At 55.0% G+C, this 23,810-nt stretch carries 18 protein-coding genes; 13 read left to right on the top strand and 5 right to left on the bottom strand.

The window, feature by feature from the left end:
* Nucleotides 1–21: 21 nt before the first annotated feature.
* From FRD01_RS12540 to FRD01_RS12500, 9 genes are all read left to right on the top strand, one after another.
* Nucleotides 22–1,512, top strand: coding sequence for a protein kinase domain-containing protein (locus FRD01_RS12540; protein WP_146960132.1), 1,491 nt, complete (start codon nucleotides 22–24; stop codon nucleotides 1,510–1,512).
* Entirely contained in the window at nucleotides 1,505–2,758 is a 1,254-nt protein-coding gene (locus FRD01_RS12535; protein ID WP_146960130.1) for a serine/threonine protein kinase, read from the top strand. Before FRD01_RS12540 ends, FRD01_RS12535 begins: the two co-directional genes overlap by 8 nt.
* Entirely contained in the window at nucleotides 2,751–4,028 is a 1,278-nt protein-coding gene (locus FRD01_RS12530) for a serine/threonine protein kinase (protein ID WP_249755586.1), read from the top strand. The genes FRD01_RS12535 and FRD01_RS12530 overlap by 8 nt, the downstream gene beginning before the upstream one ends.
* A complete protein-coding gene (locus FRD01_RS12525; protein WP_146960126.1) occupies nucleotides 4,025–5,299 on the top strand; it encodes a serine/threonine protein kinase in 1,275 nt (424 codons plus the stop codon). Before FRD01_RS12530 ends, FRD01_RS12525 begins: the two co-directional genes overlap by 4 nt.
* Nucleotides 5,296–6,615, top strand: a complete 1,320-nt coding sequence (locus tag FRD01_RS12520) for a serine/threonine protein kinase (protein ID WP_146960124.1) — start codon at nucleotides 5,296–5,298, stop codon at nucleotides 6,613–6,615. Before FRD01_RS12525 ends, FRD01_RS12520 begins: the two co-directional genes overlap by 4 nt.
* The gene (locus FRD01_RS12515) at nucleotides 6,612–7,859 is read left to right on the top strand and encodes a serine/threonine protein kinase (protein WP_146960122.1); all 1,248 of its coding nucleotides are present in this window, start codon (nucleotides 6,612–6,614) and stop codon (nucleotides 7,857–7,859) included. The genes FRD01_RS12520 and FRD01_RS12515 overlap by 4 nt, the downstream gene beginning before the upstream one ends.
* Entirely contained in the window at nucleotides 7,856–8,560 is a 705-nt protein-coding gene (locus tag FRD01_RS12510; RefSeq protein ID WP_146960120.1) for an alpha/beta fold hydrolase, read from the top strand. The genes FRD01_RS12515 and FRD01_RS12510 overlap by 4 nt, the downstream gene beginning before the upstream one ends.
* Nucleotides 8,561–8,681: 121 nt before the next feature.
* Entirely contained in the window at nucleotides 8,682–9,779 is a 1,098-nt protein-coding gene (locus FRD01_RS12505) for a hypothetical protein (protein WP_146960118.1), read from the top strand.
* Entirely contained in the window at nucleotides 9,767–11,065 is a 1,299-nt protein-coding gene (locus FRD01_RS12500) for a hypothetical protein (RefSeq protein WP_146960116.1), read from the top strand. The genes FRD01_RS12505 and FRD01_RS12500 overlap by 13 nt, the downstream gene beginning before the upstream one ends.
* 3 nt (nucleotides 11,066–11,068) lie before the next feature.
* Here the strand turns inward: FRD01_RS12500 and FRD01_RS12495 are convergent, their stop codons facing one another.
* Genes FRD01_RS12495 through FRD01_RS12485 form a run of 3 tightly spaced genes read right to left on the bottom strand, consistent with a single transcriptional unit; the run spans nucleotide 11,069 to nucleotide 15,325 of the window.
* Nucleotides 11,069–12,754 carry a hypothetical protein gene (locus tag FRD01_RS12495; protein ID WP_146960114.1) on the bottom strand — a complete coding sequence of 562 codons (1,686 nt, stop codon included), beginning with the start codon at nucleotides 12,752–12,754 and terminating at the stop codon, nucleotides 11,069–11,071.
* Nucleotides 12,755–12,757: 3 nt separating this feature from the next.
* The gene (locus FRD01_RS12490) at nucleotides 12,758–15,109 is read right to left on the bottom strand and encodes a DNA gyrase/topoisomerase IV subunit A (protein WP_146960112.1); all 2,352 of its coding nucleotides are present in this window, start codon (nucleotides 15,107–15,109) and stop codon (nucleotides 12,758–12,760) included.
* Between the two features lie 3 nt (nucleotides 15,110–15,112).
* Nucleotides 15,113–15,325, bottom strand: coding sequence for an EF-hand domain-containing protein (locus tag FRD01_RS12485; RefSeq protein WP_146960110.1), 213 nt, complete (start codon nucleotides 15,323–15,325; stop codon nucleotides 15,113–15,115).
* 150 nt (nucleotides 15,326–15,475) lie between these two features.
* Between FRD01_RS12485 and FRD01_RS12480 the strand changes: the two genes are divergently transcribed.
* On the top strand, nucleotides 15,476–17,185 hold the full coding sequence (locus tag FRD01_RS12480; protein ID WP_146960108.1) for a hypothetical protein: 1,710 nt from the start codon (nucleotides 15,476–15,478) through the stop codon (nucleotides 17,183–17,185).
* Between the two features lie 5 nt (nucleotides 17,186–17,190).
* On the opposite strand, the gene uvrC is transcribed toward FRD01_RS12480, so the two are convergent.
* Both uvrC and FRD01_RS12470 read right to left on the bottom strand, forming a co-directional pair.
* On the bottom strand, nucleotides 17,191–19,041 hold the full coding sequence (gene uvrC, locus FRD01_RS12475) for an excinuclease ABC subunit UvrC (RefSeq protein ID WP_146960106.1): 1,851 nt from the start codon (nucleotides 19,039–19,041) through the stop codon (nucleotides 17,191–17,193).
* A 1-nt stretch (nucleotide 19,042) separates the two neighbouring features.
* Nucleotides 19,043–19,972 (bottom strand): DNA-3-methyladenine glycosylase family protein, encoded by a 930-nt coding sequence (locus FRD01_RS12470; protein ID WP_146960104.1) that lies wholly within the window; start codon nucleotides 19,970–19,972, stop codon nucleotides 19,043–19,045.
* A 144-nt stretch (nucleotides 19,973–20,116) separates the two neighbouring features.
* Between FRD01_RS12470 and FRD01_RS12465 the strand changes: the two genes are divergently transcribed.
* From FRD01_RS12465 to FRD01_RS12455, 3 genes are all read left to right on the top strand, one after another.
* The gene (locus tag FRD01_RS12465; RefSeq protein WP_146960102.1) at nucleotides 20,117–21,442 is read left to right on the top strand and encodes a serine/threonine-protein kinase; all 1,326 of its coding nucleotides are present in this window, start codon (nucleotides 20,117–20,119) and stop codon (nucleotides 21,440–21,442) included.
* Nucleotides 21,443–21,520: 78 nt separating this feature from the next.
* Nucleotides 21,521–22,981, top strand: coding sequence for a hypothetical protein (locus FRD01_RS12460; protein ID WP_146960100.1), 1,461 nt, complete (start codon nucleotides 21,521–21,523; stop codon nucleotides 22,979–22,981).
* 5 nt (nucleotides 22,982–22,986) lie between these two features.
* The gene (locus FRD01_RS12455; protein ID WP_146960099.1) at nucleotides 22,987–23,796 is read left to right on the top strand and encodes a CHAD domain-containing protein; all 810 of its coding nucleotides are present in this window, start codon (nucleotides 22,987–22,989) and stop codon (nucleotides 23,794–23,796) included.
* Nucleotides 23,797–23,810 lie beyond the last annotated feature (14 nt).

Below are 23,810 nucleotides of genomic sequence, written 5' to 3'. Positions count from 1 at the left end.
TGCACGACAAACGGAGTTTGGTTGAACACCTCCATTGATTCTCAAATCGAAGCGCGGCTGGCCGAAATGCGCACAAATCCGGGGGAGTTGATCGCGCGTTTTGATCGCAACGGCGACGGCACCTTGGACGCCGACGAATGGGCGGCAGCGCGCGCAACCGTGGCCAGAGAAGTCCTCGGCATGTCCGCCAACTGCCCGGAGACTCTGGTCCACCAAAGGTACCGCTTGATCTCGCAAATCGGGCACGGCGCACAGGGTCAGACCTTCCTCGCCCACGACCAACACACAGGGCAACTCGTTGCCCTCAAAACCCTTCACGTCAAGCTCGCCCATGAATGGAAAGCCATCGACCTCTTTCAGCGCGAGGCCGAGGCACTGCGAAAGCTTAACCACCCCGGCATCCCAGCCTATATCGACGCCTTCGAAGAGAATGACGGCACCGAGTTCTACCTCGCCCAGACTTTTGTGGCGGGCGACAATCTTGAGGTTCGACTCGCCCGCTCCGAGATGTTTGACCAGCAGAGGCTCGAGCATATCGCACGAGGCGTGCTCGAGATTCTGGGCTATCTTCACTCCCAGTATCCGCCAGTTTTGCACCGAGATATCAAGCCCGCGAACATGATTCTCGGCGCAGACGACAAGGTCTTTCTTGTGGACTTTGGTGCCGTGCAAAATCAGGGCTCGCGCGGGACCACAATCGTCGGAACCACAGGCTATATGCCGCCCGAACAGCTTGCAGGTCGCGCGGCACCTGGCAGCGACCTCTACGCCCTCGCGGCCACTCTGGTTCATGTGGCCACACGGTGTCACCCTGCGGAACTGCCGGTAAAACGCCTGAAGCTCGATTGGCGCTCGCGCGCAAATCTAGACACGCATTTTTCAAATTGGCTCGACAAGCTTCTGGAGCCCGACGTTGAGGCGCGCCCCAAAGATGCCCGCCAGGCTTTGAGAGATCTCGATGACGAGAATGCCCTCGCGATCCCGAGCACAGCGGACTTGGTCCCCGTCAAACGCCGCGAGCGCAGCATCCAGCTCAACACGAACCCTCAACGCATCAAACGGCTGACCTACTATCGAAATGACGGTGACCTTCTGGTCTTTGATGAAGACGAGTATCATTCACATACCATAGGTGGGTACATCTTCTCGGTCTTAGGCATTGTGTTTCTCTTGATCCCCATGCGGCTTGGACTATGGCCGCTTTTCTTTCTCCCGCTTGTTTTTTTTGGGATCGCATTTTGGTCATTACTCGAGGGCTCTAAGCGATTTTCGCTGCGTTTTTCAAAAGAAAAGGGGCTGATTTGGCAGGAGCGCCAAGACCGAACGATAGTACCTTTGCGCGATCTCGAAGAGCCTTACGTAAAATTAGCGAGCAAAGGTGAAGCGGGAGTGCCAATGATCAACGTCAAGCCGAACAACAAACTTCAGCTTTCTCGCACCGTGACCACCAAGGAGGCGGAACGCATCGTTCACGAGATTCGACTCTGGATCCTGGAGAACGCCGATGACTGAAATCGAGTCCAAACATCGCGATGCGCTCCCCGGCTTGGAATGGCTGGAATACCTCGGCCAAGGACAAGCAAAAACGTGGCGTGCTCGGGACCGTGACCAAGAGGTGATCGTCAAAATCTTCGAATTCGAGGAGCTCGACGAATGGAAGGGGATCGACCTCTTTCGCCGCGAAATCACTGTTCTCAAAGGCCTCAATCACCCAGGTATTCCGAAGTATATCCGGCACGTGGAGATCGAGGATGACGGCCTGAGAATCTATCTGATTCAGGAGTTTGTAGACGCCCCTTCGCTCGAGAAGCTGCGTGCAGCGCCCGCCGATCTGGAGCAAATTGCGCGCGGTGTTCTGGAGATTTTGTTCTACCTACAGTCCTTCTCTCCGCCGCTTGTACACAGGGATATCAAGCCCTCGAACATCTTGTATCGTGCACCCGATGTCTTCCTCATCGACTTCGGTGCGGTGCAGTTGGTGACACCCTCGGATGAGGGCGGCTCCACCATTGTGGGAACCACAGGGTTTATGCCGTACGAGCAGTTGATGGGCCGCGCCGTACCGGCGAGTGACCTCTATGCATTGGGGATGACTTTGGTGCGATTGGCTACAGGGCGCGCGCCCGATACGTTGCCGGTCCACAAGATGAAGACGCTCTGGGAGAATCAGCTCGTGCTGACGCTGCGCCCGGCGTTCAAGGGATTCATCTCAAAGCTCATCGAGCCCATTGTAGACGATCGCGTCCAAGACGCCTCGAGCGCTCTGAAACTCCTCAACGAAGGCTCTGGAGAAACTCGCCTCGCGCGCCGCCCCATAGAAACCAAACTCATCCTTGAGACTAGCCCCGGCGCGTTAAGGATCAAGCCTCCAAGCCAATCGGGGCGACTGATCGCATTTGCGTCGATCATCACAATCGTTCTTCTCTTCATCGCCATCTTTGGGGGAGCAAAGACGATTCCGGTGCTCGCAGGACTGGTCTTTCTACCCATACTCTTTTGGGACCACTACACCCGCCCCAACGAAATCACCATTTACCCCAAGCGCTACACCATTAAATCGCCCAAGGGTATAATTGATTCTGGTCCCATAAATAATTTTGTAAAGTTTGAGTTGATCTCACATGGCCAGGAAAAAGTCCCTGCCGCCATTACAACGAAGGACAGTCATAGGCTGAGCGTAAAGGTTAGCGTTGAAGAGATCGATTGGCTGAACGCGACCATAAACAATTTTGTGAGTGAACACGATGGCGATGAGTGAACTCGATCAGGAACATTTCGCCAAGATCTTTCCAATGCTCAGGGTGCAGAACCGGTTGTCTCATGGCCTCGAGGAGACATGGTCAGCGTGGGAAGAAAGACTCGGTCGACCGGTGACTCTGAAAGTGTACAGGCTCGGCAATCAAGAGAACTGGGACGGTCTTGTCCAACTTAGGGCCGAAATCTGGGCTCTTTCACAGAGCAAGCATCCAGCAACACCAAAAGTGTTCGAAGATCGCGAATCGGAGATTGATGGATACAATATCTACGTCGTCCTCGAGACCTTTGAAGGTAACACGCTCGAATACTGGCAAGAGCGTAATGAAGACGACGTTCTGAGTATCGCTCAAGAGATCCTGCTCATCCTAAACGAAATCCACAACGCCGAGACCCCACTGGTTCACCGCAATCTCACTCCTGCTAATATTGTGGTTTCTAAAGATGGTCTCAAGCTCATTAATTTTGGGTCGATTCATAGCATCAGGCCGCGCACAGCCGAAGCAAGGCAGCTCTGGGCCTCGACGCATGAGTCTGAAAGATTCCTTTCAGCGGACATGGATCGGAGCTTGCCTCGCATTGACCTCTATGGGCTTGGAATCACATTGATCTTTCTAGCTACCGGCAAGATCCCAATGGATATGGTACGTGAAGACGGAAAGCTAGACTGGGAGGTGCACGACACAATTGGACTAACCAGTGAGTTTCGAGATTGGATCAACCGCATGTTTGAGCCGGATTCGGAAAAGAGGTTTCTCGACGCTTCGCATGCTCTCGCCGCACTCCGAAAGCACTGGACAGATGGACTTGTCAAAATCTATGACGGTGGACGTCTCCAGATCGAAACCCCTCCATCTCAACTCATCATCAGTTCAAAATCACCTACTTTCCAAGACTATACCTTGCAGGTTTCCCTTTCAGTGGTCGCGGGGGTGATGGGTGTCTGGTTTTGGGGCATCAGCCAGTTTGTGAGTCACACACTCTTTGCTGTCGCACTCATTGGCGCAGTTTGGAACGTCATGGACCTATTTGGTAAAAAGATGGTCCTAGTCATCGACAGTACCGGCTGGAAATTGACCATCAACGGAAAGACTGTTGACCACGGTCAGGTCTCAAGTCTTGAAGGTCTCGGATATCGCCGCACGAGGGAGGGCACGATGCTAACCATTCAAAAGAGTGATCGCCCCGAACTCTTCACAAACGTGGATATCGATGTCCGTGAGCTCGAAGCCGTAAACACTCTCATAAGGCAATTCAAGACGAGTTTGAGATGAGAACTGGGCCGGAGCACTTCGCAAGACTATTTCCGACCCTGAAGGTTGAGAACCGGATTTCCAACGGGCTCGAAGAAACCTGGTCCGCCTGGGAGCCGCGACTGGAGCGACCGGTGGCCTTGAAAGTTTACAGGCTAGGACATCAAGACTACTGGGAAGAGCTCGGGAAATTGCGGTCCGACATTTGGGCGCTTTCGAAGTTCAAACATCCCGCCGTTCCAACGGTCTTCGAAGAGCGTGAGTCGGAGATCGATGGGTACAATCTCTACATGGTCCTTGAGCACTTTGAGGGGCCGTCGCTCGAGTATTGGCAGGCTCGAACTGAGTCGGAGATAGAGACAATCGCCGAGGAAGTCCTGCTGATTCTGCACGAAATGCACGCCGGTCAAACTCCGCTGGTTCACCGAAACATCACTCCGGCAAACATCGTTCAGACCGAGGAGGGGCTAAAGCTTGTCAACTTTGGAGCCCTACATCTCTTAAGGCCACGAACGCCCGAATCCGAGCTCATCTGGCAGCAATTCATGGCCTCACAATGGTACTCAGGTGACGAACACGTGAGGTCCTCGCCAAGGAGCGATTTCTACGGACTGGGCCTGACGATGGTCTTTCTTTTGACCGGAGAAAACCCATCCGATTTGGAGTTCAAACACGACAGGATCCAATGGGAAGAACACAGCAAAATTGAGGTATCAGCACACCTCAAATTCTGGGTCAACCGATGCCTGGAGGCCGACCTCGACAAGAGATTCTTCGATACGTCACACGCGATCGCCGCACTTCGCAAGCACTGGACCGATGGAATGGTCAAGCTCTACGACCGCGGTTTACTAAAGGTCGAAACACCCCCGTCACAGCTCATCATTCGGTCTAAAAGTGTACGACCTGAGACGTACGCCATGCAAATCGGGTTCTTCGTGGCCGGCGGTCTAGTCGGTATCTGGTTTTGGACCATCAACTGGCTCGTAAGTCTCTCATGTTTTGCGATCGCAATCGTGTCGTTGATCTGGACGGGGGTGGACCTCTTCAGAAAGGATATGACGCTTGTGATAGGTCGCGGTGGCTGGGTGCTCACGGTCAATGGTAAGAACATTGGCAATGGCCCGCTGGAGCGCCTCGAAGGCCTGAGAGGGCGCTATACCGACCGAGGTACGATGTTGGCCATCAAAGAGATCAGTGGCCGAGAATTGGTTTCAGAGGTCGAGGTAGATGAGCTGGAAGTGGAAGGCATTAATCAGCTGATAGAACAGTTTAAAAAGAGTTTGAGATGAGTGGGTTGCCGATACTTGAGGCCCAACACTTTGAGACACTTTTTCCGACCCTGAAGGTTGAAAACCGGCTTACGCATGGCATCGAAGAGACATGGGCCGCCTGGGATAACGAGCTCAATAAGCCTCTGACCATCAAGGTATTTAGGTTGGAGGACCCAAGAGAATGGAAGAATATCAAGCCATTTAAGCGAGAGATTGAGGCCTTCGTCAAGACGAGTCATCCAGCACTACCAGCCGTGCAAAGGTACCGCGAGTCGAAGGTCGATGGGCTCGATTTCTATCTCGTGATGGAGGGCGTTGAAGGCGAAAGCCTTGAGTATTGGCAGCCCCGTAGCGAAGAAGACCTTAAGGCTATTGCGACCGAACTTTCCGAAATCCTAAAAGACCTTCACGACTTCCAGCCCCCTTTGTTGCACCGAAACCTTCGTCCTTCCAATATCATTCAAACCACTGACGGGCTCAAGTTGGTCAACTTTGGATTCGTTTATCTACTTAATCCAAAGGAAGCTAACGCCCAGAGGGTCTGGTCTGAAGTTCGGGAAGCCGGCTACCCACACTCGGATCGATTCTCGAACCCCGTTCAGGCCGACATCTATGGTCTTGGCGCGACGATGGTCTACCTCGCGTGCGGCGAGAAGCTCTCAGATGTGCTGGGAATCAATGGCAAAATTGAGTGGGAGGAGAATTCGAAGGTTGAGCTTTCGCCAGATTTTCGTGCGTGGATTGAAAGATGCCTGAATCGCTCAGATAAGTCATTCTCCTCGCCGTTTCAAGCGCAAGTGGCCCTGATGAAAAGTTGGGATTCGGGCATCAACATGGCGGCGGTGAGTAGATTTCTTGAGGTGGAGACAAGACCGGATGGACTTATCGTTAGGACGAACGGATCGATGCTAAAATGGCTTTGGTCAACCCGGACGAAGTTCACCATTTCAGGCGAGCTGCTCTTACTTCTCTTTATTGGACTGATCGCTCTTGGGATAGCGTTGATTGAGATAGGCCTTGGCGTTGGCATAGCATTCACATCGTTTACCTTTCTGACGTTCTTTTACGTGGTGCGCAGAGTTAGTGGACGACTGGAGCTGAATATCGACACTTCCAGCTGGACCTTGACCCTCAATGGTGAAGAGGTGAGGCGGGGATGCCTGGAAGAACTAAACGGCGTTCGCGCTGAGACCGCGATTGGGCACCACGATATTCCGAGGCTTGTCCTTGAGCTTGTTGATGGTGAGAAGTTCGAGACGTCTATTGAGGTTGCAGAACCTGAAGTCGCAAAGCTCAACCGGCTCGTGCGTCGGTTCAAGTCGAGTGTACGATGAACCCAACGACCGAACCAACTATTGAGCGGCACTTTCCTCAGCTTGAGCTAAATTCCAAGCTCACGCATGGCATCGAGGAAACCTGGGCCGCCTGGGACAATGATCTCAAAAAACCAGTAATCTTGAAGGTGTTCAAGCTAGGGGATCAGGCTTGCGGGATAGATGGCTTCAGGGCTGCTTTGAACGCCTTTGCCAAGTCCGGGCATCGAGCCCTGCCAAGGGTCTACAAGCACCATGAAGTCGAGGGAGAAAAGGAGCTCGACATCTACCTTTTGCTTGAGCATTTTGAGGGAGATAGCCTTGAGTACTGGGTGCCGCGCGAAGAAGAACAACTCTGGAGTATCGCGGAGGAGCTCTGCATTATACTCAAAGAACTCCATCAGGCTCGGCCAGCTATCGAGCATCGCAACCTCAAGCCAGCCAACATTATTCAGACATCCGAGGGCTTGAAACTCATCAACTTCGGACTGCTAGATTCCACACAATCTGGCCACTTCGATCCCAAGACGAGGTATTTCAGGCACCACATGAAGGACGATGTTTACGCACTTGGAGCACTGATGGTCTTTCTTGCGACCGGTGAGGATCCGTTCCAAGACCCAAAGTCGAGGCGAATTCGTTGGGTAGAAGATGCCAAAGTAGCTATCTCACCAGGTCTTCAGCTTTGGATTGAAAGGTGCGTGGATGCGAACCCTGAGGCACGTTTCGCAAGTGCGGGGCATGCCCATGCCGCCCTCCAAGAGGGCTGGAACGAAGCCCTCGTCGAGTTCTTTGATAAGGGTCTTCTTGTCTTGGAAGAAGGGTCAGAACGATTGGTCTTGCGCCCGCGGCCAGGGAACTTCTTTAAAAGCAAAGGGGTTTTTTCAACCGATTTCTGGGTGATGGTGACAATCGGAGCATTCCTCGGCGCCGCCATCTACCTTCATAACCTTGCGCCCGTGGTCGAACTAATCATGGTCGCTGGAATTCTTTATTCGGTAGTGCAATGGATTCGTGGGATCGGTTCAAGTCTTGAGGTAACGATTGATCCCGAAGGCTGGATTCTAAGAGAGGGAGGCAAACTCATTGCAGAGGGTGAGCTCGCCGAACTAAAGGGCCTCGCAGCCAAGAAGGTTGAGGGCCAACACGTACTGACTTTGGAGCGTAAGGCGCGCAGCAATTTAAGGACGAACGCCGAAGTCGACCCGAGGGAGCTAGCCGCGCTCAACGTTCATATCCAACATTTCAAGAGGAAGCACCTATGAGAGTTTTAGTACATAGTTCGGGGCTTGGGCCGCAACAATGGCGACGTTTGATGGCGCTCGATGCCTCGCAGATCTATCACGCCATTTCACTGTCAGGGTATGGCGAGACGCCCTTTGATGCGAGTCTTTCCGCGGTGCAGCAAGATGTTGCGGTCGTGATTGCTGCGCTGCAACAAGAACCGTTAAAAAGTGTGCATCTTGTGGGGCATTCTTATGGTGGATTGATCGCTCTTTTGGCGGCACTCGAGTCAGACCGAGTCAGCCAACTGACCTTGATCGAACCCCTCCTCATAGACTTCCTTTCGGATAAGGCTCGGTACGAAATGGAGCATTTGATTCATGAGTTCGCGAAGGCGGACCAGGCAGGAGTGCCAGAGCAAGCTGTTAAGGGCCTTGTTGAATTTTGGAATGGCCAGGGTGCCTGGGACCATCTCTCCGAGGTCGTCAAGAGCGCTCTAATTGGGGTTGCGACAAAGATTGGGGCGGAGGTCACGGATGCCCCTCGCGCTTTAGACAGAGATGCGATCAGCAAGCTCGGTGTGCCCGCCACAATCATCTTGAGCGAAGGCGCCATAGATGCGGCGGCAGAGATGGGTCAAGCCGCAGCAAAACTCCTCTCAGCCAAGATTATACGAGTGCCTGGAGGCCATATGGCGCCGATTACTCACGCTAAAGAATGCGCCCTCGTTTTGAATGGGTAACTGCTCGATCTTCCCGAAGATGTGACTCTTGTGTTTTTCTTCAAGAAACCATTTGAAATTGTTTTTTTTTTTTTGGTTAGACTGCCTTCCACAACAGAAACCCACTTAGAAAGGAGACATCATGGGTGGTTTGACTTGGAAGGGAAGTTTAGGCGTCATTTTATTTTTACTCGTTGGCGGCGGAAATGCACTCGCGTTTGATCGCACGTATTGCGATCCTGCGACAGATCCGGACGACTGTGAATGTCCGACTAGTGAGTGCACGAGCCAGCTCATCTCTGATTTATTGACTACCGATGATCCGGTGCTCGTTCGCCAACAGAGTAATCTGACGACGAACTGGGATTCGGCTGAACAGGCGTGGCGCGTGGAGGCGGATGTCACGGCCATGAAGACAGGCGTAATCCGGGTGACGTCAAACACAGGAATTTATCCAAGCGCTAATGCGTTCTACGGTTTTATGAGCACACTTTTGGGCGCCACGATGCCAAACCAGCTATCTGTAGACGGAACACTGTTCCCGCCCATCATTCTGGAGCAGAATGGAGTGTCACACAGGCTTAATGAAACGACTGAGCGATGGGATAATCTGCAAACACGCAACCTCATCTTTGACATGATGCTCGCCCCGGATGGCAGCGTCACGATTGATGGTGAGCAACTTCAAGTGTTTTCCGCTGAAATCAACTGTGCTGGTTCGGATCCGAAATCTTATGACGAACAACAGGACGGCCCTCTCTTGGCTGCACAATGCTCTGTAGCGCGAGTGGAGCAGAACCTTGTAGGTGACGGCACGTCTTCGAGCGGACCCGGGCCTTGTGCGGACTTAGGCTTGGATCGTTTTGGATGTATCTATCTGACTCGATATGCCCAAACAAGTATTGAGACCATGGACACCGATTTCCCGGTACCCGTTGCTGTTCAATGTAGTGGGATTTGGCCATCTAACTGGCCTTCGACTCTAGAATACTGTGACTTTTCTATGGGGACTGTCATCCGTCCGCGGGTACCCATGGAGAGGATCATCATGGACAGCTTTTTCTTCTACGCTTTGGATGATTGGTTTCTCATCGAGTACAATGAATACGAGTACGTGCAAATGAGCACCCTGGACAGCGGTGTTTGCACGAATTCTGAAGCTCGATATCTCGGCTTTGAAGTGAATCCAAACACACGTGATGGAGCCTACAACACGAACGAAGAGCTATGTCGATTCTGAATAAAACAGATTGGCAGTGTCTTGCTTTGACGCTCTTGATCAGCTTGGTAGGCTGCGCGGATTCTGAGAATCCCATTCAGATTCAAGAGCCTGTCGACTATGACCCCTATATCGATATCATCGTCGATTCTGAGACGGCGCTGAAACCTCAATTCAAATCAGACGACGATGTACCGGATACAAAGCTCTGGGTAACAGAGCGAGACTGCCAACCTGAGACAATCACTTGGACAATGAAGCAGGGCCCCTTCGAGATTGTGGAAAGGCTGTCCGAACGGGCGCATATGACAGCGGCCGAGTTTATGGGTGACGCTCCACCCTTGAATTCTAGTATCGCTCAGGTGACGTTGGCGTACCCTCACCCCAAACATCAGGCGGGATTGGCTAGCGACGGCGTTTTTCAGACTGAGTTGTTTTTCGCCAATATGGGAGATGACGTTGAGATAGCAACCTACCACTGGGCATCAACGTACAACGGAAAACTGGGAGATCTGGGCTACACCGTTCTTGTAAACTACCAAAACGTGGATTCCACCTATCGCCTCTGGGACCACGGTCGAAGCGAGATCCTGGCTGAGGTGCAAGATTCAGGATGGACGTTCAGACGTCGCTCAAACATCCATATTGTAGATCTGAAGATTCCAGCCAGCGCCTTCAAGGAACCAGGAGCCTACACTATTACTGTGTTGATAACTCATCAGGTCGATCACTGGGTCCATACGTTTGATACACGCCGGTACACCGTTCTTTATGGGGACTACACCATGAAACAGAGCGTTTGCGTGAGGAGCCCACTAGCGGAGCCGGTTTCCGAATTTGAACGCGTCATGGGTCGTAACACGAAGAGACAGATTGGTGCCTTTGAAAGAGACACGCTCGGGATGCGCTACGCTCTTTCACACCCGGACGGCGGAGTCTGGATCGATTGGACACTCTTTCGGTTTTGGTTTGAGAGGAGGCAGATGTTGGCCATCGTGCCTTTGGTGGACTCCAGACCGGTTGCAGAGCCGATCTTTACTTGGTCAGGCGGGGACGATGGCGTCAATGAGACATTGGAAACGGTGGACGACCGAGGTTCGTTTTGGGTCGATCTTGAAGGCAGAGAAAAGAAGGATGTGATGGTCGCTGTGTTTCCAGACCCGTTTATGCCCAGCAGAAACCTGGACGGAGACATCTTCTACGGGGTGGGTGTACCCGACAGCAGACACTCGAACATGATCTCCGTTTCAAGCTTCAGAGACGATAGTGACCGCTGCGATCCTCAAAACGGGCCTTGCATTGATTGAGGGCTATTGAGGATTGGGGAAGACCGGACGCGTGTAGACGAGGAAGCCTTCGTCCAGAAGTTCCATCAACTCGTCCTCAAACTCCAAAAAGTCGTCGGTGAAGGTGTGGGTCAGGATGTGGTGCAGAGTCTCGTCGAGGAGCATCACACGCACATCCCCACGGACCACTACGCGCGCCACCCAGTACTGGCCCTCCTCGAGCTCATCAAAGCCTTCCAAGACGCGGCTGATTGCGGCGCTGTGGAATTCACGAAGCAGCAAGGTTTGGTGTGGTCGCACGTCTCCCAGCTGCAGCTCGGAGACGTCCTCGGGGAGGATGCTGAACTCGTCGGACTCCACGTCCTGTCTCGGCTCAGAGTTGAGCCACGCTTGAAATTCAAGGAACTCCAGGCCGGAGAACTTTGCGAATCGTGCGTCGAGCCGCCCTTCAGCCCCAAACTCCTCAGACGCTACGAATTCCTCACATTCCTCGTCCTTGACCTCGTGGGGCACCTGATAGGCGCTCAAAACGCCTGCGCGAACCTGCTGCACGGCCGGGCCGTTCGGGATGAACCCGTCGCTCAAGACCATGTCCACGAGCTCGGCAGGCACAAACGCTTTCAAATCCTCCAGCGCTTCAAAATGTCCGAGGTCTAGTCCAGACTCGGCATGGACCACGTCTTCGAGGTGCGCAAACACAGCTTCGGCGGCGTCTTCGGCCTCGGCCTCCTGGCCCGGAGTGACCCATTCCAAGGTCAGTAGTAGGCGGTATGCGAGGTCCTGGGCGCGCCTCTTCTCCGCCAATACCCCAGCTGAATCGGCATCGAACCTCAGCTCGCCCGCCCGCAACATCTCGTAGACGGCCTGACTTCGGGCCAGAAGTTCGGAGGCATCCTGAACGTAATCCCGAGGTGTTAAAAAGCGCTCAACCCAAGCCCCAAAGCTCCACGCGGTCACGCGCGGCCAATGCCCTCTCAGGTAGCCAATCGCATCGCTCGACGGGTCCAGATGTGCCTGCCGGCGCTGAACCATACGCCCTGACTCAATCTCCTGAAGACACGCCCCTGACTCGGCGTGCATCATCTCTTCGGCCAGCTCCAGGAAGATGTCGGTTTGGTTGCGCTTGCTCGCGTCTTGCTCCCAATAGGGCACGGCCAAACTCTCGCACTCCGGGCAATACTCTCGGATAAACGTCTGGTTTCGGTGCGCGTCACAGCGCGCCTTTCCCGCCTCGTCAAAGCCGTACCAGTGCACCACCGGCAACATCTCGTTGATTCGGGCCGTGACGTAGAATTCAAAGCGCGTCATCTCGGGGTGCCAGAAGAACCCTACCGCACCGTGAAGTAGTTCGTGGGCGCGCCATTGTGCCCGATGATTCGGGTTGAACGCCGCGTGGGGCTGGTCCTGAAAGAAGCTAAAATACTTCGGCTCCTCCAACACACCCTGGTCCCACATGGGCACGGTGCCACCTTCCCAAACAGCCGTTTCGGGATTGAGTTCCTGCATCATCGGGATGCGCACCCTGAGCTCGTGCGGATAGAATCGCTTGCCGCATGACGCCCCCAGCACGGTGGCGCGTGCGGCGTACGGCGAAATCACAAAATTCTGCCACGGTGCACCGAGGTCCTGGAAGGCGAGTCTAAAGTCGGGGCGCGTATGCTTGCACGCGGCGAGCACGCCTTCCGGGGTGGGTTGGATGTCTAGAATCATGGTCTACTCGGTGACTTCTACTTCTTCTTCTTCGGTCGTCCTAATCTCGACCGGTGCGCGGTGGGACCTAATGAGGTGCCCGCGATGAATGATGACCTTGCCCTTATTTCCACGAGACGTGGGCTCGAACTTAGACTTCGTGGCACGAATCCAGACACGCGCTCCACGATTGGTCTCCACTTCGAGACCATCCAGATGTTTGCGGCATAGGGTGAAGTCAAGAATCTCGTCGGTCTTCTCCAAGGACATGGCCTTGACGCCTTTTGCGGCATTTTTGAAGTACGAGATATCCGTCACGGGGAACATCAGGCCACGGCCGTTTCGGCTCGCGATGGCCACAGTTTCAGTGCCATCGGTCATCTCAACATTGACGACACCGTCCTTATCGCCGAGGCGAATGTAGCGCCGACCCTTGACGGTCGATGGTTCAAGGAAGCCCTCAATAGAAAATCTGAGCGACTGTCCTTTCGCCGTGATCGCCACCATCTGGATGACTTCCTCGGCCTCCTGCGGCTCGTCCACGAGCGAGGTCTGCTCGGGTTCGATGAAGCTCTTGACGACCACGCGGTTATCGTGGGTCAGCACGCCCACAATGCGCTCACCATCCTCAAAATCAAAGGTGCCTTGAATCGGGTCGCCATAGCCCGTGGTCGAGATGATATCCGCGATACGCTGCGTGTAGACACGTCCGTGGCTCGTAAAGAACATGGCGGTCTCACGCGTCCTACCGGGCATCACCCAACGCACCTCGTCGTTCTCACGCACGCGAATCGCCGAAAGGTCCGAGTACGACTTCTGGCGCTTAACCCAGCCTTCGCGCGTCACAATGACCCAGGCGCTCTCGTTGACGATGTACATCTCTTCTGAGTACTCGAGGACTTTGACCTCAGCTGAGACCTGGGTGCGCCTCGCATCCGCGTAGGCCGAGCGAATATCCGCGAGCTCCTGACGAATCAGGGCCCAGCGTGCGCCCTCGTCATCGAGCAGGGCCTGAATCCGCGCCGCTTCCGCACGCTTCTCCTCAAGCTCAGTCATAATCGCACCAATCTCGATCTTGGCCAGCCTGTAGAGCTTCGTCTCCAAGACCGCGTCGGCCTGTTCTTCGTCGATTCCAAAGTAGCTTATCAGGCCGCGAGACGCGTCCGCCTTGCCATCCGAGTTCCGGATGATTCGGATCGCTGCGTCCAGATCATTAAAGACGATCTCGAAACCTTCCAGAATGTGAATGCGGCGCAGGAGCTGAGCGAGGTCGTGTTGAAGCCGGCGAGTGACCACCTCGAGTCTGAAGTCCAAGAAATGGGTGAGCATCTCCTTTAGGTTCAGGCGTGCGGGTGCGGGCACCTGCGGATTGTCGGTCGGCACCAGGCAAGTCAGGTTGATGTGGAACCGAGACTGCAGCGGTGTATGCTTGAAGAGATAGGCCATCGCGGCCTCAGCATCCGCGCCGCGCTTGAGCTCGAGAACCACACGGATTTCGTCGCTCGATTCATCGCGCACGTCCACAATCTGCGGGAGCTTATTGGCGATGACATGGCTCGCGATCTTCTCGACGAGGGTGGACTTGTTGACCGTATAAGGTACCGATTTGATGATGATTGCACGGCGTCCGGCCTCCGACTCAATCTCCCAATTTGCCTGAATCGTAACCGAGCCACTTCCTTCTTCGTAAATCTTTTGGATTTCGTCTTGGGATTCAAGGAGCACCCCACCGGTCGGGAAGTCAGGCCCTTGAATAGTCCTGACGAGCTCCGAAATCTCCGCATCGCGGTTTTGAATCAGGATGTCGAGCCCGTCCAAGACTTCTGCGATATTATGCGGTGGGATATTGGTGGCCATGCCCACGGCGATACCGGTTGCTCCGTTGATGAGCAGGTTCGGGACCTGAGCCGGAAGCACGATCGGCTCGTCCATGGTCGAGTCGTAATTTGGCCTGAAGTCCACCGTGTTTCGACGAATCTCGGTCAGCAGTTCAGACGCCAACGGCGTAAGCCGCGCCTCGGTGTAGCGCATGGCCGCAGCATTATCGCCGTCGATGGAGCCAAAGTTTCCATGCCCGTCCACAAGCGGGTATCGGAGCGAAAAGGACTGCGCCATGCGGACCATAGCATCGTAGATCGACGAGTCGCCATGCGGGTGAAGCTTAGCCATCACCTCACCGACGACCGCGGCACTCTTCCGGGGTTTGGCGTCATGCGTAAGGCGCAAATTGGCGAACATCGCATATAGAATACGACGTTGCACGGGCTTCATGCCGTCGCGCACATCGGGCAGAGCGCGGCTCGTAATCACGCTCATCGCGTAATTCAGATAGCGCTCTTTAGCGGTCTCGTGGAGCTGTACTTCTATCGGTTCCATAAATTACCTATTCGTCCACCACTGAATGAACTCCTCAAAATCGATAGTTCCGTTATCATCGGAGTCGATAATGTCGAACCCGATATCGAGCTCTTCTCCACTCAGGTCCGCGTCCAAAGCTTTCATCAGCCGCTTGAACTCTTCGCAGTCGATGCGACCGTTATGATCACCGTCAAAATGACCAAAAATATCTTTAAGTTCTTGTCTATCCGTCATCATCATCTCCCAAAAAAGTTTCGGCCGCACATTACACCAAGTTCAAGGGCTTAACAGCACGCTTTGGGCGAAAACCTTGACCCAAAATGAATACTCTGTGATAAGTGCCGTCACAAAGGGACAACCATACCCCAGAACAAAGGGAAAAAAATGAAGAAGAAATTTCTTGGAATTGCATTTGCCACAATTATTGCCGGATCCGGGTGTATCACGTCGACCTCTGGCAGCGACAACAATGAAGAAAATAACGTTGAGCCAAACAACGAAAACAACCCCCCTTCGGCTGATTGTCAGACCGGAGACGTGGGTGGTGATTTCGACGGAAAGATCGAGGGTGATATCACCTTCTGTGGCACCGTGAACGTGCTCGACGATATCTATAACACGGGTGGTGCTTCTAAGATTACGATTCGCCCAGGCACCCGCTTTATCATGAGCGTGGACCAATCCGTCGAGTTTGGTTGGGCAGGAAACGAAGCCACCGTGATCGCACAGGGTACGGCCGCCAATCCGATCGTCTTTGAAGGTACCTCGCCGAATGCAGGTCACTGGGAAGAGATCACCATCAATAACACGGTTACCAGTGATTCCGTGTTCGAGCACGTCATCGTGCGTCACGCCGGCTCCGACCGCGCGGCAATCGTGAACAATAATGAGCGTTCGCTGCTCTTCAAGGACGTCACGATCGAGCAATCGGCAAGTGCTGGTATCGCTTCGAAATCCTTCAAGAGCGGGTCTTCGAATCTGAACGTGAAAGACTCGGTAGGACCAGTGGCTATTCTAGACCACGCGCTTGCGGTCACGAACTTCCCGCTCGGTGGGACGTATGAAAACGTCGAAGATAACCGTGTCGCAGTCGAGTTTGACAATATCACTGACTCGGTGACGTTCCAGAACCCTGGAATCCCCTACTACAACATCAACGGGCTATATAACTCTGCAGACGTAGATGTGACCTTCGAGGCTGGTGTTGAAATGGAGTTCCGCGTCGATCAGCAGGTTGAGTTTGGCTGGGCCGGAAACGAAATGACGCTCAATGTCAACGGAACTGAAGACGCACCGGTGGTGTTCAGAGGATCCACCCAAGAGGCTGGACACTGGTATGGTGTTCGCATCAACGGCACGGTCACCACGGACTCCACAATCTCAAACATGGAGATCTGGCACGCGGGTTCTGGGGACCGATATCCTGCGCGTATTCAGTCTGAAATCACGGTGAACAGCCTCACCTTTGCAGAAAACGCGCTGCCTGCACTCTCCCTTGGCGAGCAAGGCCTGCGTGACGGGTCAAGCAATATCAACGTGAACACAGATACCGGTATCGCCGCTGAGATTCACTCCGCTGCTGCCCATACGCTTCCGGCAGATGGTTCCTGGGGAACGGGAGACGCGATGGTCGAGCTTGTCGACGGGAGGCTCTCCAACAATGGTACACTTCCGAACCTGAACGTCCCGTACCGAGTCGCAGACTCGCTCTACAACAACGCTGATATCGAGTACGAAATCGAGACCGGCACGAAGTTGGTTTTCTCCTCCGATACCTACTTCGAACTTGGTTGGGCAGGAAACGCGATCACCTTCAGTGCCGACGGAATTGAATTGGTCGGACAAGCCGGAAACGCAGGAGATTGGCAGGGCCTTCGATGGAATAACACCGTTTCAAGCGCATCCTTCCTTCGCAATTCTACGATTTCGGACGCTGGTGACCCGGCGCTTCGAATTCAGAAAACAGAAGGTGCTGATATCACCGGCAACACCATCGAGAACTCCAGTGGTTTCTGTATCTCAAAGGCAAATGACGACACCACCGATTATGCCGCCGGGAACACGCTCGATTGCGCCTCTGGCGGCGTCGAGTAATCGCGCTACCTGAACCATCCAAAGATGGTTTCTGCCATCTTAGGCCCCACGCCGGGGACATCCTTGAGTTCCTCGAGCGTGGCGGTCTTAATCTTGCGCAAACTTCCGAAATGACGCAGCAAGTCTTTGCGAGTGGCCGGTCCCACGCCTGGGATATCGTCCAGCGAAGACTTTAGAGTTTCCTTCCTTCTCAGCTCCTGATGGAACGTAATCGCAAAGCGGTGGGCTTCGTCTCGGATTCGCTCCAAGAGGAAAATCTCAGCGCTATTTTGCTTGAGCACCACCGGATTCTTGCGCCCGGGCAGGAAGACGCGCTCGGGTGATCGAGTGACTTCATCGTCTCCAAAACCCACCTTATCCACACGGCTTTTTGCCAAACCGATCACGTCCACGTCGTGGATGCCCAAATCCTGCACAACCGCCACGGCCTGGGCGAGTTGGCCCTTGCCGCCATCGATCACCACGAGGTCTGGTGCCGCGTCCTCGCCGCTTGCCACCTTTGAGAATCGCCGCGTCAGAACCTCGTGCATGCTCGCGAAGTCATCCTGAGAGGTCACCTCACGCATCTTGTAACGCCGGTATTCGTTCTTATTAGGCACACCGCCCTCAAAGACCACCATCGACGCCACGATCTGTTTGCCCTGAAAGTTCGAGATATCAAAACACTCGATGCGCTCGGGATAATGCGAAAGTCCTAACCTTTCCTGCAGGGACTCCAAAAGGTCCTGAGTGCGCTCTTCCTTATCGTGCTCCGACTCAAACGAGCTCTTCGCGTTCTCTGTGGCCATTGAAATCAAGGCGCGTTTCGCCCCGCGCTGCGGGTGAATCACGCTGACCTTCTGGCCTTTCAACTCGCTCAAAAGCTCTTCGTAGGCAGCAAGTTCAGACTCCTCGAGCTCCACTGGCACCAGGATCTCCTTCGGGATGAAATTGCCCGCCGCGTAGTAGAGGTTCAAGAAGCTCGAGATGAGCTCGTGGTCCGGGAACTCCTGCTGCTTGTACGAGAAAGCGCGCGTGCCCTCGAGCTTCCCAGCGCGCACAAATAGGAGCTGAATCGTAAGCCTCTCACCCTCTCGCCAATAGCCGATCACATCACGATCCACGCGCTCCGCCGTCACGGCCATTTGCCGCTCGAGCGCCCGCTGAATACTAATAATCTGGTCCCTGAAATTCGCCGCGCGCTCGAACTCCATATCCTCGGAGGCCTGGTACATGCGAGCCTTCAACGAATCCAAAAGCTCGTCTCCTCGCCCCTCCAAAAACAAGATCGCCTCGCGCACGTGTTGGTCATACGCCTCCTTGTCTACCTCGAAGACACACGGCGCCGGGCATCGCTTGATCTGGTATTGAAGACAGGGGCGGACACGGTGATTGAGCACCGAGTCCGTACACGTGCGAAGCTGAAAATACTTGTTGAGAATATTGAGCGTCTGCCGAATCGCTTTGGCCGAATGATAAGGCCCAAAATAGCGGGCACCGTCCTTCTTTTGGTGGCGTACCACGTCCACGCGCGGCCACTCGTGGCGCGTATTGATCCTCAGCGAAAGGTAGTTCTTATCGTCCTTGAGCTGAACGTTGTAACGGGGCTTATGCGCCTTGATCAACGTGTTCTCGAGGATCATCGCCTCCTTTTCGTTGGCGGTGATGATGACCTCGATATCACCCAAGATTTTCGGGAGCCTGGCCACAAAAAGGCGTGGATCTCCAGACGACTGAAAGTAGTTTCGGACGCGGTTCTTGAGGTCCTTGGCCTTGCCCACGTAGACGATTCGCCCGCGCTTGTCGCGCATGATGTAGCAGCCCGGCTTGTGCGGAATCAGGGCAATTTTCGACGCGGCGTCAAAGAGCTCGGCCATATCATTTCTTCAGCTGTGACATCACGTATCGATAATATAGCATCTCGAGAGCAGGCGCCTCAAACCCTGACCATGCCACCGTCAGAGCCTTGAACTCCTCGTCGTCGATCTCCGGCGAAACCCCATAGCTTCGGCAAATCCAGCGTTTCATGCCTTTTTCTTCGCCTTTGACGAGGTGTGTCGGGAAGACCGCGTCCGTCCTGCCGCGGCTGAGCATCAGTGTTTGTGCGGTGCTCGGCCCGATGCCGCGAATCTTTTGGACTGCCTCATAGAACGAATCCGGCGCCATATTCTCCAAAAGGTCGAGGTCCAGACTGCCGTCCACAATCCCCTCGGCCATCCCGATGATATACTCTGCTTTGCGCCCGGAAATTCCGAACTCTCGCCATTCGGTTGGGGCCACGCCCACAAGGCGTTCCGGCCGCGGAAACGAATAATAATCACGTCCGCGCCATTCAAACCGCGTGCCCCAAGTGCGCCGAACGTCTTGTTCCATGCGCTTGGCCGTGGGTTTGTGTGAAATTCTCGATTTGATGATATCCCGGAACGCATCTTCATAAATCGAGGCGCCGCTGATGCGCTTAAACCCGTAGTATTCCTGAATCATCGGCCCCAAAAGCGCGTCGTGCTCAGCTTGCACGTAGAGCGCGGCGAGGTCGATCTCGGTGCCGAAAATCCGCTGCAGCAGACGCGCGGCTTCGGCCTCCTCGTCAGCACTCAGCGGCTCTTGGTTCGGAAACGTGACCTCAAAGGCCGGCGCTTCAACATCCTCGTTGAACCGGCAAACCGCCAGCACATCGCGCTCAGCGAGATTTAGCGGCCTCGCGAAGCCACCCTCGTAGATCTCTTCAGGGTCGTGCTCGCGCAGGAAATACTCCTCCACATCGAGAGCGAGAAAGAAGTCGTGAGGTGCTTTGGACAATAAAATCATGGTTGGTTTTCTCCCGTCAGCCGGCGGTGTTCATAACGTTATTGGATGCGCTTGTTAAGCCGAAGACTCACGATCTTGAGAGACTAGCGTTTCTGGCGATGTTGGAGTAAGCTTCGCGCCCGTATCAGTTGCAGGTTAGTGCGAATGGCGAGGATGCCGGAAGTCGGGGAGATTATCGACGATGTGTTTCGGGTGGAATCCGAGATCGACAGCGGTAATTTTGGCTCGATTTTCAAGGTCGAGGACCTACTCGAGAAGCGCACGCTCGCCCTTAAAGTCCTGCGCCCCGGCCCACACGACGAGGATGAGCTCAGAAAGCGTTTCGAACGTGAGGCGCGACTTGTGTACTCGCTCGACCATCCGCACGTTGTCAAAGTCCACTATTACGGCCACCTGAGAAGTGGACTTCCGTACATGGCGATGGAGTTCCTCACCGGGACTGACCTTCGCTCGCTGCTTCTGCACAACGGGCCGCTCAACCCCAAGCTAATCAAACGCATCACTATCGAGGCTTTGTCGGCGCTGAATTCGGCCCATGAGCTCGGCATCATTCATCGTGACCTCAAGCCTGCGAACATCTTCCTCGTCAATGATGGCGCGCGTGGGCATGTCAAGGTGCTCGACTTTGGGTTCGCAAAAGCGCTAGAGGACGAGAGCCAGTCTGGCGAAATCACGAACGTGGGAACGCTGGTCGGCACGCCCGCCTATATGTCGCCGGAGCTCGTGCATAAGAAGTCTGTGGGCCCTGCTTCGGACATCTATGCTCTCGGGCTCATCATGGCCGAGATGATCACCGGCCAGAAGATCATCACAATAGAGAGCGTCTACGACACGATTCTTTTCCAGGCGTCTGGCAAACCCATCAAGCTGCCGAAAGAGGTGCTCGAGCATCCGCTCGGCCCGGTGGTTCAGAAGGCCGTGGCGAAGGCGCTCGGCGACCGATACAAAACCGCCGAAGAGATGGCGCGCGCGCTCTACGAAGTTGTGGGCGAAGAGTTTGTGCCGCTGGTCCCGCAGCGCGAGGCTGTGCGGGCCTACGCGAGGAGCGGCGAGTTTGTGGCGGACGGGAGTTCGGCCGATGACATGACGGTTCCGCGCACCTCTGGCATGCCGTCTTTGGACGATATCGACCGCGAACTCGGCCCGGATTTTGAGCTTGGGCCTTTGGATGATCTTGACGTCGATACTACGGATTCGGCGAACCTGATTCCTGCCGACACCTCGCATGGATACAGGCCGAAACGCGAGACGGAGCCTGTGGCAAAAGTCACGTCGCGCGGCGGAAAACGCGTCGATACCTCGCCCACCATAAGCGCGATTTCGGACGAACTCGATCTCGGCGCTGAGCATTCGCATATGCGTCCGCGGCCCACAGCGCCTGAAGAAGAGGGCGGTTTCCCGTGGATGGAAGTCTTCGGCGGTGTCGCAATCGGCGCGATTATTCTGGCGTTACTATTCTACTTTGGATAGTACATGCGGGATCTGTCTACAGAGCCCACGTAGACATAAAAACCCAGAATTCATCTATAAATGTGTAGGACCCAAACCGTGCTGAACACCAATATTAACCAACGTATTCTAGACCAGGCATTGCGCCAGATTCCGTTCAACCACGATGAATTCGGGGACTTGAGCGGCCTGGATGCCACCGGTCTTGCAGCCCTCGCCGTGGCCGCCGACGCTGAGCTTCTGATGGCCTGGTATGCTCGCCTGATGGCCAAAGGGGATGCGACTCGGCTTGAGGCCTATATCTCGCTCCTCGTGGACCGAGACGAGGTTGCCGATAATATCGATGCCCGACTGGCACGCGGTGACTTCCAGGTCCTGAACGACCTCGTTCGACTGGGCCTGCCATGGGAACACCCCAATATGGTGAACGCGCTCGGAAATGACGATACGCGCCACGCCGCGGCGATCGCGCTCGTGGAGCAGGACACACCCGAGCCCGTGATGGCGTGGATGGAAGAAGAGGTTGACCCCGAAATCTTCCGAGCGTTCAGCCTGCTCGGTGCGCCTTTTGTTGAGCAGCTTCTCGCCGTGCGCGAAGAGACCGACGATGAATCCGAAGAGCGCGCCATTTTGGACGCGAGCCTGCTTGGAATGGTGGAGCCCGAGGGTTATGGGCGCCTGCTCATGAACGGGGATATCGAGAGTGATTGGACTGCTTACCCAAGACTGATGGGCGATGTGTTCGCGCTCTGCGGCCCGAACTCGTGGGTTGAAACCCTCGCGCTCCTCGAGGCTGCTGGGGACCTGGACGCGTTTTCGTTTGCCGGTCTGATCGGTGCCGCGGTGTCTTCGTTGACGCTCGGCCTCGAAGAGGACGACGAAGTTTCAGCGCCCGAGTCATTGGAAGAATTCCAGACCGATGTGCGCTTTGCGGTGGCCGCTGGACTTGCGCCGGACGAAGAGATCTTGGACCTCCTCTATCACGCGGTGGCGCATGAATGCTGGTTGACCTCTGAGGAGCCTACGCCTGGCGTGCCGGGCCTCCCGCTCTCGTCGAGCAATCCAACCGAGGAAGATGTTGCGGAGGTTGCAACCCAGCTGAGTGAGTATCTGGAAGATGGTGCCGATGACCCGGTCAAACGCGTGGCTGTGGTCCGAAACCTTCTGGACGCTACGCTCTGGGGCCTTGATGAGCCAGATTTTGTGCAGCCTTTGCAGGCTGAGGCAGCCAAACTGCTAAAGAGCAAAGGCCCAGCGGCACCCCGTGCTGCTGCGTACCTTTTTCTCAACACAGTGGGCGCAAATCCCGAGCTGCCGGACTTCAAGCCAGGGCTTAAGGCGTTGGTTGCGGAGGGCGATATCGCTGGGCTCGAGGTGCTTGCACGTGGCGAAGGTGTGGCGGCACTTAGCGCCATCCAACAATTGTTGGACCTTCGGTCCACCGAAGGGCTTCAGGCTGTGCTGAACGCGTGGATGGACGCTCCAGTATTGCGCTCGGACTCGATTCGACGCCTGATTTTGGACGGGTTGATCGACGTCGTATCTGCCGCACACAAGTGAACGACATGGTTCTTGAAGAGATCAACGCAATTCTGGATTTTGCCCAAGCTGCGCCTGAGCTCGGCGCCGAAAAGGGCGTGCACGAGTACCGAAAAGCCGTGCGCCGTGCGCGCTCGCTCATTAAGTTTGCGGCTGATGGACACCCCGAGTTCTCCGGACGTCGCGCCTCGCAGGCCTTGAGGACGGCATTCCAGGCAACCAACTCCTTGCGAGACGGCCACGTTCTGGAAGGGATTGCCGAAGGCGCAAAAGACCTGACTACGCCCGAGCTCTTCGAGTTCGTCGCGCCCCTTCTAGCCGGCACCCCGCCTGACGACGCCGACGCCCTCAAAGTCTTGGCAGAGCAGTCCGTCTGGCTCGAACAAGCCCGCGAGCACCTCGCGCATTCGTGGCCAAAATCGTTCAAAAAGAAGCATATGCGCCGAGGGCTCAAGACGAGCTATAAGCGTGCGAAGTCAAGGCTGAAGACGTTCCAGAGGGTTGGGGACGACGAAGGATTCCACGACCTTAGAAAACGCATCAAAGAGCTTCGATACCAGGTCGAACTTTTCTCCGAGCCCCGCGTCTCACCCGATGCATGGCTCACGGAATTTCAAAACGACCTCGCCGCCGCCGCAAAGGCACTCGGCCAGGTCACAGACCTCATGGTCCTGAGCGATCATCTGCACGAACACATCCCCGAAGCCGAATCATGGCGCGAGGCGATTCGCGAGCGCATTCAGACCATGGCCGAGGCAGCCGCGGAACAAGTGTCTGATCTCTTGGCGGAATCCCCAAAACAGGTCGCGCGTCGAGTTGTCTTGCACGTGCCTTAAATCCCGTGAATACT

The sequence above is a fragment of the Microvenator marinus genome (assembly GCF_007993755.1).
Taxonomy (GTDB): domain Bacteria; phylum Myxococcota_A; class Bradymonadia; order Bradymonadales; family Bradymonadaceae; genus Allomicrovenator; species Allomicrovenator marinus.
The sequence above is the reverse complement of the archived record's forward strand: the minus strand, read 5'-3'. Positions and strand labels throughout refer to the sequence as shown.